The organism is Flavobacterium agricola, assembly GCF_025919725.1.
In the GTDB taxonomy this organism is placed as follows: domain Bacteria; phylum Bacteroidota; class Bacteroidia; order Flavobacteriales; family Flavobacteriaceae; genus Flavobacterium; species Flavobacterium agricola.
Genome location: NZ_CP081495.1, coordinates 2,658,555 through 2,675,006 on the forward strand (window position 1 = coordinate 2,658,555; position 16,452 = coordinate 2,675,006).

12 protein-coding genes and 2 pseudogenes are annotated in these 16,452 nt (G+C 33.0%); 6 read left to right on the forward strand and 8 right to left on the reverse strand.

What is annotated here, in order from left to right; translation table 11 throughout:
• Positions 1-113: 113 nt before the first annotated feature.
• Both K5I29_RS13150 and K5I29_RS13155 read right to left on the reverse strand, forming a co-directional pair.
• A complete protein-coding gene (locus K5I29_RS13150; RefSeq protein WP_264433821.1) occupies positions 114-1,076 on the reverse strand; it encodes an electron transfer flavoprotein subunit alpha/FixB family protein in 963 nt (320 codons plus the stop codon).
• A gap of 33 nt (positions 1,077-1,109) precedes the next feature.
• Positions 1,110-1,854: pseudogene (locus K5I29_RS13155) on the reverse strand (electron transfer flavoprotein subunit beta/FixA family protein).
• Between the two features lie 284 nt (positions 1,855-2,138).
• Here K5I29_RS13155 and K5I29_RS13160 point away from each other — a divergent pair.
• From K5I29_RS13160 to K5I29_RS13170, 3 genes and pseudogenes are all read left to right on the forward strand, one after another.
• Positions 2,139-3,134, forward strand: a complete 996-nt coding sequence (locus K5I29_RS13160) for a pyruvate dehydrogenase complex E1 component subunit beta (RefSeq protein WP_317134286.1) — start codon at positions 2,139-2,141, stop codon at positions 3,132-3,134.
• A 66-nt stretch (positions 3,135-3,200) separates the two neighbouring features.
• Positions 3,201-5,679, forward strand: a pseudogene (locus K5I29_RS13165) (DUF5686 family protein).
• 54 nt (positions 5,680-5,733) lie between these two features.
• Complete coding sequence (locus K5I29_RS13170; RefSeq protein ID WP_264433823.1) at positions 5,734-6,264, forward strand: inorganic diphosphatase; 531 nt, start codon at positions 5,734-5,736, stop codon at positions 6,262-6,264.
• Between the two features lie 36 nt (positions 6,265-6,300).
• Here K5I29_RS13170 and K5I29_RS13175 read toward each other — a convergent pair whose 3' ends face one another.
• On the reverse strand, positions 6,301-6,924 hold the full coding sequence (locus K5I29_RS13175; protein ID WP_264433824.1) for a deoxynucleoside kinase: 624 nt from the start codon (positions 6,922-6,924) through the stop codon (positions 6,301-6,303).
• A 175-nt stretch (positions 6,925-7,099) separates the two neighbouring features.
• Here K5I29_RS13175 and K5I29_RS13180 point away from each other — a divergent pair, with 175 nt between their 5' ends.
• Positions 7,100-7,624: a DUF4833 domain-containing protein gene (locus K5I29_RS13180; protein ID WP_264433825.1), complete on the forward strand. Its 525-nt coding sequence runs from the start codon at positions 7,100-7,102 to the stop codon at positions 7,622-7,624.
• Here K5I29_RS13180 and K5I29_RS13185 read toward each other — a convergent pair.
• The 5 genes from K5I29_RS13185 to metK all read right to left on the reverse strand — a co-directional run bounded on the left by K5I29_RS13185 (position 7,621) and on the right by metK (position 13,574).
• The gene (locus tag K5I29_RS13185; RefSeq protein ID WP_264433826.1) at positions 7,621-8,265 is read right to left on the reverse strand and encodes a hypothetical protein; all 645 of its coding nucleotides are present in this window, start codon (positions 8,263-8,265) and stop codon (positions 7,621-7,623) included. The genes K5I29_RS13180 and K5I29_RS13185 overlap by 4 nt on opposite strands.
• A gap of 4 nt (positions 8,266-8,269) precedes the next feature.
• Positions 8,270-9,889, reverse strand: coding sequence for an NHL repeat-containing protein (locus tag K5I29_RS13190; RefSeq protein WP_264433827.1), 1,620 nt, complete (start codon positions 9,887-9,889; stop codon positions 8,270-8,272).
• Positions 9,890-9,896: 7 nt separating this feature from the next.
• Complete coding sequence (locus K5I29_RS13195; protein WP_264433828.1) at positions 9,897-10,538, reverse strand: hypothetical protein; 642 nt, start codon at positions 10,536-10,538, stop codon at positions 9,897-9,899.
• A 167-nt stretch (positions 10,539-10,705) separates the two neighbouring features.
• On the reverse strand, positions 10,706-12,112 hold the full coding sequence (locus K5I29_RS13200; protein WP_264433829.1) for an amino acid permease: 1,407 nt from the start codon (positions 12,110-12,112) through the stop codon (positions 10,706-10,708).
• Positions 12,113-12,296: 184 nt separating this feature from the next.
• Entirely contained in the window at positions 12,297-13,574 is a 1,278-nt protein-coding gene (gene metK, locus K5I29_RS13205) for a methionine adenosyltransferase (protein WP_264433830.1), read from the reverse strand.
• Positions 13,575-14,222: 648 nt separating this feature from the next.
• On the opposite strand from metK, the gene K5I29_RS13210 reads away from it, so the two are divergent.
• Together K5I29_RS13210 and K5I29_RS13215 are read left to right on the forward strand one after the other, a co-directional pair.
• The gene (locus tag K5I29_RS13210) at positions 14,223-15,497 is read left to right on the forward strand and encodes an O-acetylhomoserine aminocarboxypropyltransferase/cysteine synthase family protein (RefSeq protein ID WP_264433831.1); all 1,275 of its coding nucleotides are present in this window, start codon (positions 14,223-14,225) and stop codon (positions 15,495-15,497) included.
• A gap of 1 nt (position 15,498) precedes the next feature.
• Positions 15,499-16,449, forward strand: a complete 951-nt coding sequence (locus K5I29_RS13215; RefSeq protein WP_264433832.1) for an alpha/beta fold hydrolase — start codon at positions 15,499-15,501, stop codon at positions 16,447-16,449.
• Positions 16,450-16,452: the final 3 nt, after the last annotated feature.

Below are 16,452 nucleotides of genomic sequence, written 5' to 3' on the forward strand. Positions count from 1 at the left end.
TGGTCGGGTTTGTATTTCTCTAAAAAAAAAGAGAGTTCCTTGCAAATATAAAAATTTAAACAAGTAACTCTCTTAAATGATTTTTAAAATATTATCAAACTAATTTAAACTGATTAATGATTTGCAGCTTTAAATTCTTTTAATTTTTTAATTAATTCTGGTACAACCTGAAATGCATCACCAACCACACCGTAATCTGAAACTTTAAAGAAAGGAGCTTCTGGATCGTTATTGATTACAACTTTAACTTTTGATGCATTGATTCCGGCAATATGCTGAATAGCTCCCGAAATACCGATTGCAATATATAAGTTTGCTGCTACCGGTTTACCCGTTTGCCCAACGTGCTCAGAATGTGGTCTCCAATCTAGGTCAGATACTGGTTTAGAACATGCTGTTGCAGCGCCTAAAACTTCGGCTAATTCTTCAACCATGCCCCAGTTTTCAGGTCCTTTTAAACCACGTCCTGCCGAAACAACAATTTCTGCATCAGCAATGGTAACTTTACCTGAAACTTTTTCTACGTTTTCAACTTTTATTTGATCTAATGTTACGGTTGGATTAAAATCCTCTGCAGTTGCAGTGCCGTTTGCTTCGATCAATCCAAAAGAATTTTTACCTAAAGCAATAACTTTTACATCACTTTCTAAAGCTGTAAAAACAAAACCTTTGTTAGAAAATGCTGTGCGTTTTACAATAAATGGCGCAGTAGATTCTGGTAAAGCTACAACGTTAGATGCGAAGCTTGCATCTAAATCCATAGCTGCTAATGGTGCTAAATATTTAGCATCGGTTGTAGATGATAAAACAACTAATTTTGCTCCTTCTTTTTGAGCTGCTTGTTTTATTACATCAGCATATGCTTTTGCGTTAAAAGTTTTTAAATCAGCTTGATTAACTTTTAAAACCTTATCAACGCCGTATTTTGCTAAAACGCTTACATCGTCTGCATTAATAGTTAATGCGGTAACGGTTGTGCCTTGTTGTTCTGCAACTTTTTTAGCGTAAGAAGCCAATTCAAAAGCTACTTTTTTTATTTTTCCTTCTGCAGATTCTGCATATATTAAGATTGACATATGTACTTGTTTTTAAGTTTGTGAAAATAGAGATTAAATTACTTTAGCTTCGTTATGTAATAAGCTGATTAGTTCGTCTAAATTATCAGCGCTAACCATTTTACATGCCGATTTAGGAGCTGGTTTTTCGAACTTAACTGTTTTTGTTTTTGCATCTACAGCTACAGGTTCTTTTACAGCTAAAGCTTTAGTACGCGCTTGCATAATTCCACGCATGTTTGGTATGCGTAAATCCTTTTCTTCTACAATTCCTTTTTGTGCACCTAAAACAACAGGTAAGCTTACGCTTAAAGTTTCTTTACCACCGTCTATTTCACGTACAACTTTTGCTGTGTTTGCCTCAACTTCAATACCAATACAAGCATTTACAAAGTTAAAGCCTAACATAGCTGCTAACATGCCCGGAACCATTCCACCGTTATAATCTAAAGATTCTTTCCCTGCAATTACTACGTCGTAACCACCTTCTTTTACAACTTCAGCTAATTGCTTTGCAACGAAAAAGCCATCAGAAGGAGTAGCATTAACGCGAATAGCTTCATCAGCACCAATAGCCAATGCTTTACGTATAGTTGCTTCACTTTCTGGTCCGCCAACATGCACTACATGCACGGTAGCACCTTGCTTTTCTTTAAACCAAATTGCGGGTTAAACCAAATTCGTCATTCGGATTCATAACAAATTGAACGCCGTTTGCGTCAAATTCTGTATCTCCATTCGTGAAGTTAATTTTTGAAGTAGTATCAGGTACATTACTGATGCAAACCAATATTTTCATATTTTAAATTTGTTTATTAGTTATTATTTGTTTTTACTAAGATATAAAAAAAAAATAACGAATTACTATGCATGCATATAAAATTTGATTTTTCTAAATTTTTCACTATTTATCTGTTTTTATTGTATTTAATAGATGTTTTGTACAGTGTAAGTTAAATAAAGTTTAGTTTTTTTGTAAAAATGATAATGTATGTACGTGGTTTTACATATTATTTAATATATAGTAGTAAACTTTACCGTTTTTTAAACATATAAATTTGTTATTTTTGTTAAGTCAAATTTTTGAATAAACAAACATTTATGAGAACGATTCAATTTAGAGAAGCTATATGCGAAGCGATGAGCGAAGAAATGCGTCGCGACGACAAAGTATATTCAATGGGTGAGGAAGTAGCTGAATATAACGGTGCTTACAAAGCTTCAAAAGGAATGCTGGATGAATTTGGACCAAAACGTGTAATTGATACTCCAATTGCTGAGTTAGGATTTGCTGGTATTGCTGTAGGTTCAACCATGAATGGTTTACGACCAATTGTTGAATTTATGACTTTCAACTTCTCGTTAGTAGGAATTGATCAAATTATAAACAACGCTGCTAAAATGCGTCAAATGTCAGGCGGACAATTTACTATGCCAATTGTTTTTAGAGGACCATCAGGATCTGCAGGACAATTAGCAGCAACGCACTCTCAATCTTTTGAAAGCTGGTTCGCTAACACACCAGGTTTAAAAGTTGTAATTCCATCAAACCCATATGATGCAAAAGGATTATTAAAATCAGCAATCCGTGATAACGACCCAGTTATCTTTATGGAATCAGAGCAAATGTACGGGGATAAAGGTGAAGTGCCAGAAGGTGAATATTTAATTCCACTTGGTGTTGCAGATATCAAACGTGAAGGTAAAGATGTTACTATTGTATCTTTCGGTAAAATTATTAAAGAAGCATATAAAGCTGCAGATGAATTATCTAAAGAAGGAATTTCTTGTGAAATTATCGACTTACGTACCATCCGTCCAATGGATCAAGAAGCTATTTTAAACTCGGTTAAAAAAACTAATCGTTTAGTTATTTTAGAAGAAGCTTGGCCATTTGCATCTGTGTCGTCAGAAATTACTTATTTAGTGCAAGAAAAAGCATTTGACTTTTTAGATGCACCAATTCAACGTATTACAACGGCTGACACACCAGCACCATTTTCACCAGAATTGTTGAAAGAATGGTTGCCAAATGCAGATGATGTGATTAAAGCTGTTAAAAAAGTGATGTACAAATAATTATTTCAATCGAAATATTAAATATCTTTGAACTTCGTTAGTATAAATACTAGCGAAGTTTTTTTTATGAAGTATTTTTTTAGTTTTTTTTTCTTAGTTCAATCTATTTGTCTTTTAGCACAAACAAAAGTTGGTGGTTATGTTTATGATGAAGATGGTATTGAGGTGCCTTATGCCAGCGTTTACTTTAAAAATTCTACCGTAGGTGTTGTGGCAGATGACAATGGTAAGTTTTATTTAGAATCTCCAGATAATTACAGCACATTAGTAATTTCGTTTATTGGTTATAAAACGCTAGAATTGCCTTTAAAACCAGGTAGTAATCTTAACTTAAAGGTTGAACTTGTTGCTGATAACTTTTTAGATGAGGTTAAGGTTTACGTAGGAAAAACATCTAAAAAAGACAATCCTGCTTTAGATATTTTACGCAAAATTTGGGAACGCCGTAAAAAGAACGGATTGTACATGTACGACCAATACCAATACGATAAATACGAAAAAATTGAATTCGATTTAAATACCATTGATAGCGCTTTTATGCAAAAAAAACTATTTAAAGGTATGGAATTCGTTTTTGATCGTATGGATACGTCCAGCGTTACAGGTAAAACTTTTTTACCTATTTTTTTAAACGAATCGCTAAGTGAAGTTTACGGAGATAATCTGTTAAATAAGAAAAAAGAAATTATTCGTGCCAACAAAAACTCCGGCTTGGGCGAAGGCGATATGGTAAACGGATTTTTAAAAGATTTGTATGCCGATTACGATATTTACAAAAACTACCTAAAATTTTTTGACAAAGATTTTATTTCTCCATTATCACGCACCGGTATTAACGTGTACAACTACGTGTTAGCAGATACTGCTTTTATAGATAACAAATGGTGTTATAACATTGTTTTTTACCCGCCGTAAAGGTGAATTAACTTTTAAAGGTGATTTTTGGGTAAATGATACCACATTTGCTATTAAAAAAATTAATCTTCAGGCATCTAAATCAGCCAATATTAACTGGGTAAAAGATATTTACATTGAGCAAGAATTTGATGTTATAAGCGATTCAGTTTTTTTACTTAAAAAAGATTACATGATGACCGATTTTTCTTTTTCTAAAAAAGAAGAATCAAAAGGATTGTATGGGAAACGCTCAACCTTATATAAAAACTACGTTTTTGATAAGAAAAAAGAACCTAACTTTTATAAGTACGAAGTAAGCGAAACCGATATGGCCGTTTACAACCGTACAGATGAATTTTGGGAAGCCAATCGTTTTGAAAAACTAAACAAAAACGAAACCGATATTTATACCTTGCTTGATACGTTAGCTACGGTACCTAAGTTCCGAATGTACATGGATGTGGCAACGGTATTAGCCAGCGGTTATTACGAAATTCCAAAATATAAGTTTGATTTCGGACCAATATTCTCAACCATTGGTTACAATGAAATTGAAGGATTGCGTTTGCGTGCTGGTGGTCGTACCTATTTTGGTCCTAATGATAAATGGCGTTTGCAAGGATATATGGCTTATGGATTTAAAGATGATAAGGTAAAATATGGCGTTTCGGGTAAAGTTTTATTAGAACCTAAAAACCGTGTAATTGTGCACCTTGGTAACCGACGTGATGTTGAGCAAATGGGAGCAAGTTTAACAGCAACGCAAGATGTTTTAGGCCGTAGTTTAGCATCTTCAACCTTATTTTCATCTGGAGTAAACCACAACCTTACCGATATAAATTTAACCACCGCTGGTATCGAAGCAGAATTGGTTAAAAACTTAACGTTTAAACTCAATCTATCGTACCGCACTCAAAAAGCTGCCGATCCTAATTTGTTTAGTTTAGCTTATTATGATGAAAACGGAGCAATTAAAAATTCGGTTAAAGAATACGAAACCCAATATGTAATAGATTATACGCCAGGCCGCCGTATGGTAAATCATGGCGTAGAACGTATTGAGGTTGATTCTAATTATCCGCGCGTTTTAGTAAGTTTAACGCAAGGGTTAAAGGGGGTTTTTGATTCTGATTTTAATTACGATAAATTGCAGTTTTACTACCGTCAACCTATTTTAATTGGCGGATTTGGCCGATTTACTTCTACCATAGAAGCAGGTAAATTTTTTGGTACCGTTCCTTTAGCGCTTATTGGAGTAATTCCGGGTAACCAATCGTGGTTTGCTATGGAAAATACATTTCAGAACATGAATTACTACGAATTTGTGGCCGATGAATATGTTTCTGCGCATTTAGAACATAATTTTGGCGGACGTTTATTTTCACGTATTCCGTGGGTTCGTGATTTAAATTTACGAGAAATTATTAGTGTGCGTGGGGTTTATGGTGATGTAAGTGATAAAAACAGAGCCATTAACGCATCTGGATTGGTTTACCAATCACCAACCGATGTTTATTGGGAATACGGTGCTGCTATTGGTAATATTTTTAAATGTTTTAGATTAGATTTTTCTTGGCGTGGTTCGTATAATCATCTGCCAGATGTAAATAAATTTACAATTAAAGGATCTTTTGGATTTTACTTTTAAAGAATTTCATACCTTTGCAGTCGCTTAATTTGAATTATTAAATAAAAAAGTATAATGAGTGCAAGTGTAAAAACTTTCGATGCTTTCATCGAAATTCCAAGAGGAAGCAGAAATAAATACGAATACGATTTTGATAAAAAAAGAATTCGTTTTGACCGTATGTTATATTCTGCTATGTTTTACCCAGCTGATTATGGTTTTATTCCTGAAACTTTAGCTTTAGACGGTGATCCGTTAGATGTTTTAGTTTTATTTACAGAGCCATCAACTCCTGGTTGTTTGGTAGAGGTAAAACCAATTGCTGTTTTTAAAATGGCTGACGATAAAGGTCCTGATGAGAAAATTATCTGTGTACCGGTTGCAGATCCAATTATGAATAAGTTAAACAACATTTCGGATATCAACGAACATTTAATTAAAGAGATTGAACATTTCTTTAAAGTTTACAAAGATTTAGAAAATAAATCGGTTGATGTTCAAGGTTGGGCGGATGTAGATGTTGCTTTAGAAATGATTGACGAATGTTCGGCTCGTTTCCAAGCGTTAACAAATGCAGAAAAAGCTAAATATTCTATCGAATTATAATAAAAAAGCTATCCATTTAGGATAGCTTTTTTATTTCTATTTGGTTTCAAATAAACCATTTAATTCAGCATCTACGCGTGTAATAATGCTTCCTAAATCTTCTGGATTATCTACAAAATCTAACGCATCAACATCAACTATTAAAAGTTTGCCTTTATCATAGCTGCTAATCCAATCTTCATACCTGTCGTTTAATTTACTTAAATAATCAATAGAAATTGAATTTTCGTAATCACGACCGCGTTTCTGAATGTTTTTTACCAAATTCGGGGTAGAACTGCGTAAGTAAATTAATAAATCTGGAGCAGAAACCAAACGTTGCATCAACTCAAACAAAGAAACGTAGTTTTTAAAATCACGTTCGCTCATTAATCCCATAGCGTGTAAATTGGGTGCAAATATTTTGGCATCTTCATAAATTGTTCGGTCCTGAATAATGTTTTTTCCGCTTTCTCTAATCTCAAGCACTTGTCTAAACCTGCTGTTTAAAAAATAAATTTGTAGGTTAAATGACCAACGATCCATGGCATGGTAAAAATCATCTAAATAAGGATTATCTACTACATCTTCAAAATGCGGTTCCCAATTAAAATGATGGGCTAAAGCTTGGGTTAAGGTTGTTTTTCCTGCGCCAATATTTCCTGCTACAGCTATGTGCATAGTTTTACTTTTACTAAAATTAAAAAAACAAAGTTACTTAAAACTTCTGGCTTTTTTGTGCTTGTAATTTTAAAATAAGTTTAGTAACAAAGATTAGGTAAATGTGCTTTTGTGTAAGTTTTATTGTACATCTAATAAAATGTATTATTTTGCGTTAACTTGTTAAAGCATGATTATGAAAGGATTACTAACCCGTTTTTTTTTATTTTTTATTAGTTTTTGTTGGGCGCAAAGTAATTATCCCGTTCCAAAAGCTGCTGCAGGGCAATTGTTTTACATTCAGCATAGCGCAAGCACAAATACCTACGTTTACGAAGTTCGGTTACGTGATGGAAAAATTGACGCGAATAATCCAATCGAAGTTTATCGTATTTTGTTTGAAGAACGTGGACAAAAAGCTAATTTAACTTTAACCCAACGTAAGCTGGCTTATGGTTATACGGCCCAAAAAATAACTGATAATAACTATAAGTTTAGCTTGGCAGCAGAAAAAAAACACTTTATGACTTTGGTTTATTTAAACGGAAAATATGTGGTTGAAACAACCGTAAATAATAAAAAAATTATTTTACATAAAATGTTTATCAAAATAAAAGATAATACAAATCCATTAAAGTTTGAAGTAGATTATATTTTGTTTTACGGTAAAGATTTAAAAACAAATAAAGAACTTGTAGAAAAACTCATGATTACTAATTAATTAGATTGTTTTACAACAAATACAAGGTTCATAAACGAATTAAGACCAAAATCTAAACTTAAAACATCTAAATTTAAAATACCTTGTGGTGTAATGGTGTTAACTTTTATTGTTTTTATATCATAATGTATTATTACATAATCTAATTCTTCTCTTAAATATTCTTTTTTTACTCTTATTGTTTCTGGATTTGATGATATGAATTGAGGATTAGAACCTTTAATAAATTGTTTTTTATATACATCTTCGTATAAATCTATTTCTACTCCTTGTTTTTTCTCATCCAATTTTGTTACAAAATAGGATGCGTAAAAAAATAACTCTTCTTGTTTAATAAAGGTTTTCCATGCTTTTCCATTAAAATAATAATATCCAGGCGTAATAATTACTCGAGTACTTTTAGTTTGCGGTGCATCAATGGCATTTATATATATTAATGTTCCTTTATGATTTAAATTATATAAATTTTCTTTTTTATTAAGTTCACTTAATTTCAAAATTGGCGCAATTACTCCATCAGAAATGTCATTTAATTTTAGGCTATTTGTATGTAAACTTACCTTTGGATTCGGATTGTTAATTCCTACTTGGCTGTACGTTATAGATGTACATAGTGCTATTAAACTAATGATTATACGCATATTATTAACTTTTAAATTCACCTCTTATAAAAGGATTAACTTTAACTGAGCAAGAATTAATTATAAGTGTTTTGTCAAAACTGGTAAATACTGTATTATCTGCTTTGTAGGCATCCATTTTTATATTGTACATTCCTGGATTAGAATAGGTGTGTTTTTTAGAATGAATTCCTGGTGTTAATGGAACTAAATCTGTTTGCGTAATGCCATCGCCATAATCTACAGTAATTTTATCTACTTGTTCATAGCCTTCTCCATCAACAATGTAAAAATCTATTGGTATTTGTTTGTTAGCACATAAGCTGTTCGGGTCTTGATTAATTTCTACACCAGTTGTAAACCATGGTACAGCAAAATTAGGTAATCCATATCTTGTAGCTCCTGCTGTAGGCAGTTCATACAATCGCATATTTACTGGATCTTTTGGATTATCAATTACTAATACGGAGTTTTTCCACATGTTAGCAATGTACATTCTCCCATCCGGACTTGTTTGTAAAGCTCCGTAATATAAGTTTGGAGATGTTGTTATGACAGCAGCTGGAGTTGATATTACTTTTAGAGGGGCTACTTCTAATAATTCTTGTTCTGAATTTGTATTTAATAATTCTTCAAAATCATATACAATTAAATGACTTGTCCATTTTCCAAGCGGACCTGGTGGTGATAAAGTAATATATAAATATTTATTATCGTTAGTGAATTCAACACCATATCCGTTAGATGTTTCATCTATCTGAACGTTTCTTTTTATACGAACATTTGATATTGTACCCGTTTCGTTATCAAAATCTCCAATACATAAAAAAACTTCTCCGTTCGGGTTTGGAAAGTCACCGAAATTTATCCAGGCAAAATGTTTGGTATCGTTTGTAAATCTAATATATCCTCCTGGATTATTTGGAAAAGTTATTACGTCATCTAATTCAAAACTACTATGCACTGTGTTTTGAAATTCTGATGCATTGGTACTGTTAATAGCCCAAACTTCTAAAGCAGTTTTACCCGGGTAAGCTGCGCTTGTTCTACTTGGAGCAAGTACCCAAATATCTTTTCTGTTAGCGTGGCGACCTGCTGTAACAGTTTCGCCTAAAATTCCTTTAGCACCTGTAAAAGGTAAATGTCTTAGCGGAGTGGCAGTACTTGGATAATTAGGAATACCTCCTAATCCTCCATTCAAATTCATATCAATTATGGTATAGAATAAGCCTTGATAAACACCATTTCCAAATCCAGCGGAAATAGCAATGTATTTGTTTACTTCACCAGGATATAAAACAATACTACCTGATTGAGTTGAAGTTGAATTTCCTCCTAATCCGCCTGAAATTGCGTCATTGTTTTTGTTATATATATTTGCACCGTCAGAATATAAAAGCAAATTACCGTTTAAATCAGATATGGTAAATGTACCTTCAACTGTATTTAACATAGGGTTACTTAAACTTGTAGGTAAATCTGTTAAAATAGCATCTGGTGTGCCAAATAAGCCTTTGACTTTTATGTGTTGCTTTTCCTTCCAAGTCAAACCATTATATACACCAAAAATCCAATTGTAATTTTGTTTTTGTGCATTGCCAATTGTAAAAATAAATACGAAAATGCTTACGATTGTTTTTTTCATATTCTACTTATTTAATTACAAGTAAAATGTTGATAAAAGAACTAGTACTTGGGTTTGTGTTTAGTACATTGTAGTTTAAGACACCAGTTGCTGATATGCTATTAACCGTTATGATGTCAGGGTCATAGTAAGTAACAATGTAATCTAACTCATTAGCTTCATAAACAATAGGAAGCTGAGTTAAACTTTGATTACTACTTACAAAAGTTTGATTATTTGCTTTTGTATATTGTTTTAGATATACGTTGGTGTATAAATCAAAAGTTACGTTGTTTGCAATGTGTTCTACAGGTAAATTAAATGAAGGTAAATAAATACTTTCGTCATTTCCAGCAAGTATTTGCCAAAATTGTCCATCAAAATAATAATATCCAGTAGTGGAAATTTTTGAAGTTTTAGGAGTTGTGGATTCAGCCCCAATTTCACTTATATAGATTATTGCCCCAGCTTCAGTTGAATTATATAATGGATCTTTACTTATAATTTCGCTTCTGGTTAATGTAGGTAAAATTAATCCATCAGCTAAATTTAAGTTTGCTGGATCAGATTTTATATGTAACGTAGATTTTGGGGCAGTTGTATTTATACCAACTTGTCCATAACAGAAATTACAAGCTATTATGGGGACTAATAACATGATATTTTTCATAAACAATTTAATTATTTGTATATATAACGCATAAAGTCAATGAAATTGTTTTAAAATTAACGAATAATTGGATTTATTTTTGTTTGTTTATATTTTTTGTCGTTAGATTGTTTTTTTTTAATTACAAAAAAAACACCGCTTTTAAAGCGGTGTTTTTGTTTATATTTTTAGTTTAATTTACTATGCTTTTTTCCGTACATAAAATATATAATAATACCTAAAGCAAGCCAAATAGCTAATCTTAACCAGCTTTGAATATCAAGCGAACTCATTAAAAATACGCAAACCAAAGCTCCTAGAATTGGAATAAGTGGTACAAACGGAACCTTAAATTTTCGAGTTGCATCCGGTAATCTTTTTCTCATAATAATAATACCAATGCAAACTAATGTAAAAGCAAATAGGGTACCAATGCTTACCATATGCCCCAATTCTTTAATTGGTACAAATCCTGCAAAAAGGCTTACAAAAATTAAGAAAAAGATATTAGTTTTCCACGGTGTTTTAAATTTTGGATGAATATCCGAAAAAAACTTTGGCAACAATCCATCATTACTCATGCTATAAAATACACGGCTTTGTCCTAATAACATTACTAAAATAACCGACGTATAACCTGCTAAAATGGCAATGTTTAACATGGTTTGTATCCATGAATATCCGGTAACTCTAAAAGCTGTTATTGCAGGTGATGCATCGTCTTTAAATGTTGTAAAAGGTACTAAACCTGTCATAACATACGAGAACAATACGTATAATAAGGTACAAACTACTAAAGAACCTAAAATACCAATTGGCATGCCTTTTTGTGGGTTTTTAGCTTCTTGTGCTGCTGTAGAAACAGCATCAAAACCAACAAAAGCAAAGAAAAGCAAGGCAGCGCCAGCGGCAATTCCAGACCAACCAAATTCGCCACGTACTCCGGTGTTTGCTGGAATAAAAGGTTCATGATTTGCCGGTGTCATAAACTTCCATCCTAAAACAATAAATAAAATTACTACGGCAACTTTAATCACTACCAAAATGTTGTTTACAATAGCAGATTCTTTTGTACCTCGAAGTAAAAATAACGAAAGCAAACAAACGATTAAAATTGCAGGCAAGTTCACATAACCACCATCGCTAGGAGAATTAATAAATTCAAAAGGTAAATGAATATTAAACGAATTAAGTAATTCATTTAAATAAGCCGACCAACTTACGCTTACAGTTGCTGCTGCCAATGCATATTCTAAAACTAAATCCCAACCTATAATCCAGGCAATAAATTCTCCCATGGTTGCGTAAGAATAGGTATAAGCACTTCCAGCAACCGGAATCATAGATGCAAATTCTGCATAACATAAACCAGCAAATGCACAAGCCAATGCAGCTAAAACAAAAGATAAGGTTACAGCAGGGCCAGCATGTTCGGCAGCTGCAATTCCTGTTAAAGAAAAAAGGCCAGCTCCGATAATGGCTCCAACACCAAGTGCTACCAAGGCACCGGCAGATAAGGTACGCTTCAGGCTATTTTCTGTTTCTATGGATTCTTGAATTAAAGAATCTAATTTTTTTACTCTCCAAATTGACATAATCTAAACTAACGGTTAATAGAAAACAAATGAAAGTAATTTTTCAAAAAAAACAAATTAAAAGTAATAGTTTGCTAAAAAAAAATAATTTTTGATGCGATATTCGGATGTGTTATAATTAAAAAAAATCAGATTAGTAAATTACTAATCTGATTTTAATATATTTAACAACAATAAAAAGGGATTATTTTAAATCAAATGCTTTTTTAATAGCATCTACATAATCTAATTTTTCCCATGTAAACAATTCAACTTCAATAGTTTTTGTATCTCCGTAAGGGTTTTTAAACGTTTTAATAACTAATTCTGGAGTTCTACCCATATGACCATAAGCAGCCGTTTCAGAATAAATTGGGTTACGTAATTTTAAACGTTGTTCAATTGCGTAAGGACGCATATCAAAAATACCTTCAACAACTTTAGCAACTTCACCGTCGGTTAAGTTTACTTTAGCTGTTCCGTAGGTATCAATAAAAATACCCATTGGTTTTGCTACACCGATTGCGTATGAAACTTGAACTAAAACTTCGTCAGCAACACCAGCTGCAACTAAGTTTTTAGCAATGTGACGTGTTGCATATGCTGCAGAACGGTCAACTTTAGATGGATCTTTGCCTGAAAAAGCTCCACCGCCGTGAGCACCTTTACCACCATATGTATCAACAATAATTTTACGACCTGTTAATCCGGTGTCACCATGTGGTCCACCAATAACAAATTTACCTGTTGGGTTTATGTGGTATTTAATAGCATCGTTAAATAAATGTGCATATTGAGGATTTTTTGCAATAACGCGAGGAATTAAAATCTCAATAATATCTTTTTTAATTTTAGCCAACATTTTTTCTTCCTGATCAAAATCGTCATGCTGTGTAGAAATTACAATAGCATCAATTCTAACCGGTTTGTTGTTGTCATCATATTCTAAAGTAACTTGCGATTTTGCGTCTGGACGTAAATACGTAATTTCTTTTCCTTCACGTCTAAGTTCAGCTAACTCTTGTAAAAGTTTGTGAGATAAGTTTAGAGCAAGCGGCATGAAATCTTCCGTTTCGTTGGTTGCATAGCCAAACATCATTCCTTGGTCACCAGCACCTTGTGCGTTTGCTTTAGTTTCAAAATCTTTAGCTACAACCGCACGATCAACCCCTTGGTTAATATCTGCAGATTGTTCGTGAATGGCTGACAAAATACCACAAGAATTTGCATCAAACATATACTCGCTTTTGGTATACCCAATTTTACGAATTACCTCGCGTGCAATTTCTTGCACATCTAAATATGTTTTAGATTTTACTTCGCCCGCTAAAACTACCTGACCAGTAGTTACTAAAGTTTCACAAGCAACCTTAGATTGTGGATCAAAAGCTAAAAAATTGTCTATTAACGCGTCCGATATTTGGTCTGCTATTTTGTCTGGATGTCCTTCACTAACAGATTCCGACGTAAATAAATATGCCATATGAAATGTAGTTTTAATTGTTAGGGAGGAAAAAATACTGCGCAAACAATGCTTAAAGAAGAATAACCTGCTTTAGCATTTTTTAATGAGGTTGCAATCAGTTCAAATTTTTCCTCTAAATATTTAGAGTACAAAATTACAGAACAAAAAAATAACAGCAAAGCAATTCTATATTTTTATTTTTCAATGCTATAATGCAATAACTTATTCAATATAATTACTATTATTTAGTGTTTTGAATATTTTTATAAAAAAACTGAAGCAGATATAAAAAAGTTTTATATATTTGTGAAATCAACAAATAAAAATAATGAAAAAATTAATGCAAAATTGTAACATGTTTATGTGCTTTTTAAGCGCAGAGGTTGTTATTGCATAATTTTTTTTTAAAATATAGTAATCGCCTCTGCTTTTCGCAGGGGTTTTTTTTTCTTTAGTAAAATTGTTATAGATAATATATGAGATTTTTAAGCTTACAAATGATGGTAATGTGTATGATGTGTATGAAAGTACGCACCGCATTGCTATGGCTTAAAGTCTGAATTTGATATAGTATATTTTTAGTATGTTCAAGTTAAGTCCTTTTGGTAGCAATGCCAAAAGGACTTTTTTTATTCCAATATTTAATCTTTTTTTAAAATTTTAGTTATGAGTCAATTTCATTTTTCTACACAAGCATTACACGAAGGACATAATGTTGCAAATACGCAAGGAACACGTGCTGTGCCTATTTATCAAACGACATCGTATGTTTTTGATGATGCTCAAGATGCTGCATCTAAATTTAACCTTTCTAAAAGCGGGTATATTTATACACGATTAAATAATCCTACTACCGACGTTTTAGAACAGCGTTTAGCTGCTTTAGAAGGTGGTATTGCTGCGGTTGCTACGGCTTCAGGGGCTGCTGCAATATCAACTACATTATTAACTTTATTAAAATCCGGCGATCATATTGTTGCATCTAACAGCCTTTATGGCGGAACCTACAACTTGTTAAATGTTACCTTACCGCGTTTAGGTATTACTACTACGTTTGTTGATCCTGATCAGGTTTCAAACTTTCAAGATGCTATTCAAACTAATACCAAAGCAATTTTTGGCGAATCTTTAGGAAACCCAAAATTAGATGTTTTAGATATTGAAGCTATTGCTAAAGTTGCACAAGCCAATAAAATTCCGTTAATTATAGATAATACGGTTGCGACGCCTTATTTGTTACAACCTATAAAACACGGAGCAAATTTGGTTATTCATTCGTTAACCAAATATTTAACAGGAAACGGAACTTCGTTAGGCGGTGTGATTATTGATGCAGGAACTTTTGATTGGAGCTCAGGAAAGTTTCCTGAATTTACAACACCGTCTGCCGGATATCATGGTTTAGTTTATCACGAAGCTTTGGGTAATGCAGCTTTTATTGCAAAGGTTAGAATTGAAGGCTTACCCGATTTAGGCGCTGCACTATCTCCTTTCAATGCGTTTCAAACTATTCAAGGCATCGAAACTTTAGCGGTTCGTGTTAAACAACATGCGCAAAATGCGTTAGAACTGGCAACTTGGTTGCAAAACCAATCGCAGGTTGCTTGGGTTAATTATCCGGGGCTTTCATCTTCACCCTATCATAATTTAGCTCAAAAATATTTACCAAAAGGCAGTAGCGGTATTGTAACATTTGGTTTAAAAGGTGGATTTGAGGCTGCCAAGCAAGTAGCAAATAAAACGCAACTATTTTCTTTATTAGCGAACATTGGAGATACCAAATCATTAATTATTCATCCAGCATCTACTACGCATCAGCAGTTATCCGAGCAAGAACAAAAAGCTGCGGGCGTAACTCCTGATTTAATTCGCCTTTCTGTAGGATTAGAAGATGTAGCCGATTTAAAAGCTGATTTACAAAACGTTTTTAATCAATTATAAAATGGCACTATCCCAACTCACAATTGTTTCGCCAACAAATGCAATACAAAAAATCGCATTAAGTTATGAGGTTTTTGGTCCAGCTTTAGGTACAGCACCCGTTGTTGTGGTAAATCACGCGTTAACCGGAAATAGCAATGTTGCTGGTCTGAACGGTTGGTGGACAGATTTAATTGGAGAATGCAAAACAATTAATACCCAAAAATTTACAGTGCTTGCCTTTAATATTCCTGGCAACGGATATGATAATGAACCTAAAAACCTGGTAGTTAATCTAAAAAATTTCACAACGCAAACAATTGCACGTTATTATTGGACAGCATTAACAGCTTTAGAAGTGAAACAAGTTTATGCAGTAATTGGTGGCAGTTTAGGTGGAGCAATAGCATGGGAAATGGCGTTTTTAGAACCCAATCGGATTCAGCATTTAATTCCTATTGCAACCAATTACAAGGCATCCGATTGGTTAATTGGCAACGTATTTATTCAAGAGTCTATATTAAATAATTCCAAGCAACCAATTCAAGATGCGCGTAAACATGCTATGTTTTTATATCGTTGCCCAGCTGGAATAAACGCCAAGTTTAAAGGTGATTTTTTAGCGGATAAAAACGAATATAAAGTAGAAAATTGGTTACGTTTTCATGGCGAAAGTTTGCAAAACCGATTCAAGCTTGCTGCATATAAAGCCATGAATCATTTGCTTAAAACCATTGGTGCATCCAAACAAGAATCAGATTTAAAAAGCTGGGCTCAAACCTTTACCGGAAAAATTCAACTTATTGCTGTTGATTCCGATTTAATGTTTACAGAAGCCGAGCAAAACCAAACATTTCAAACCATTCGCTCTTTTTCCAAAAGTGAATTTGCAACCATTCATTCTATTCATGGGCATGATGCATTTTTAATTGAATTTGAGCAAATTACTAAAATTATAAAAAAATATTTTTAACAT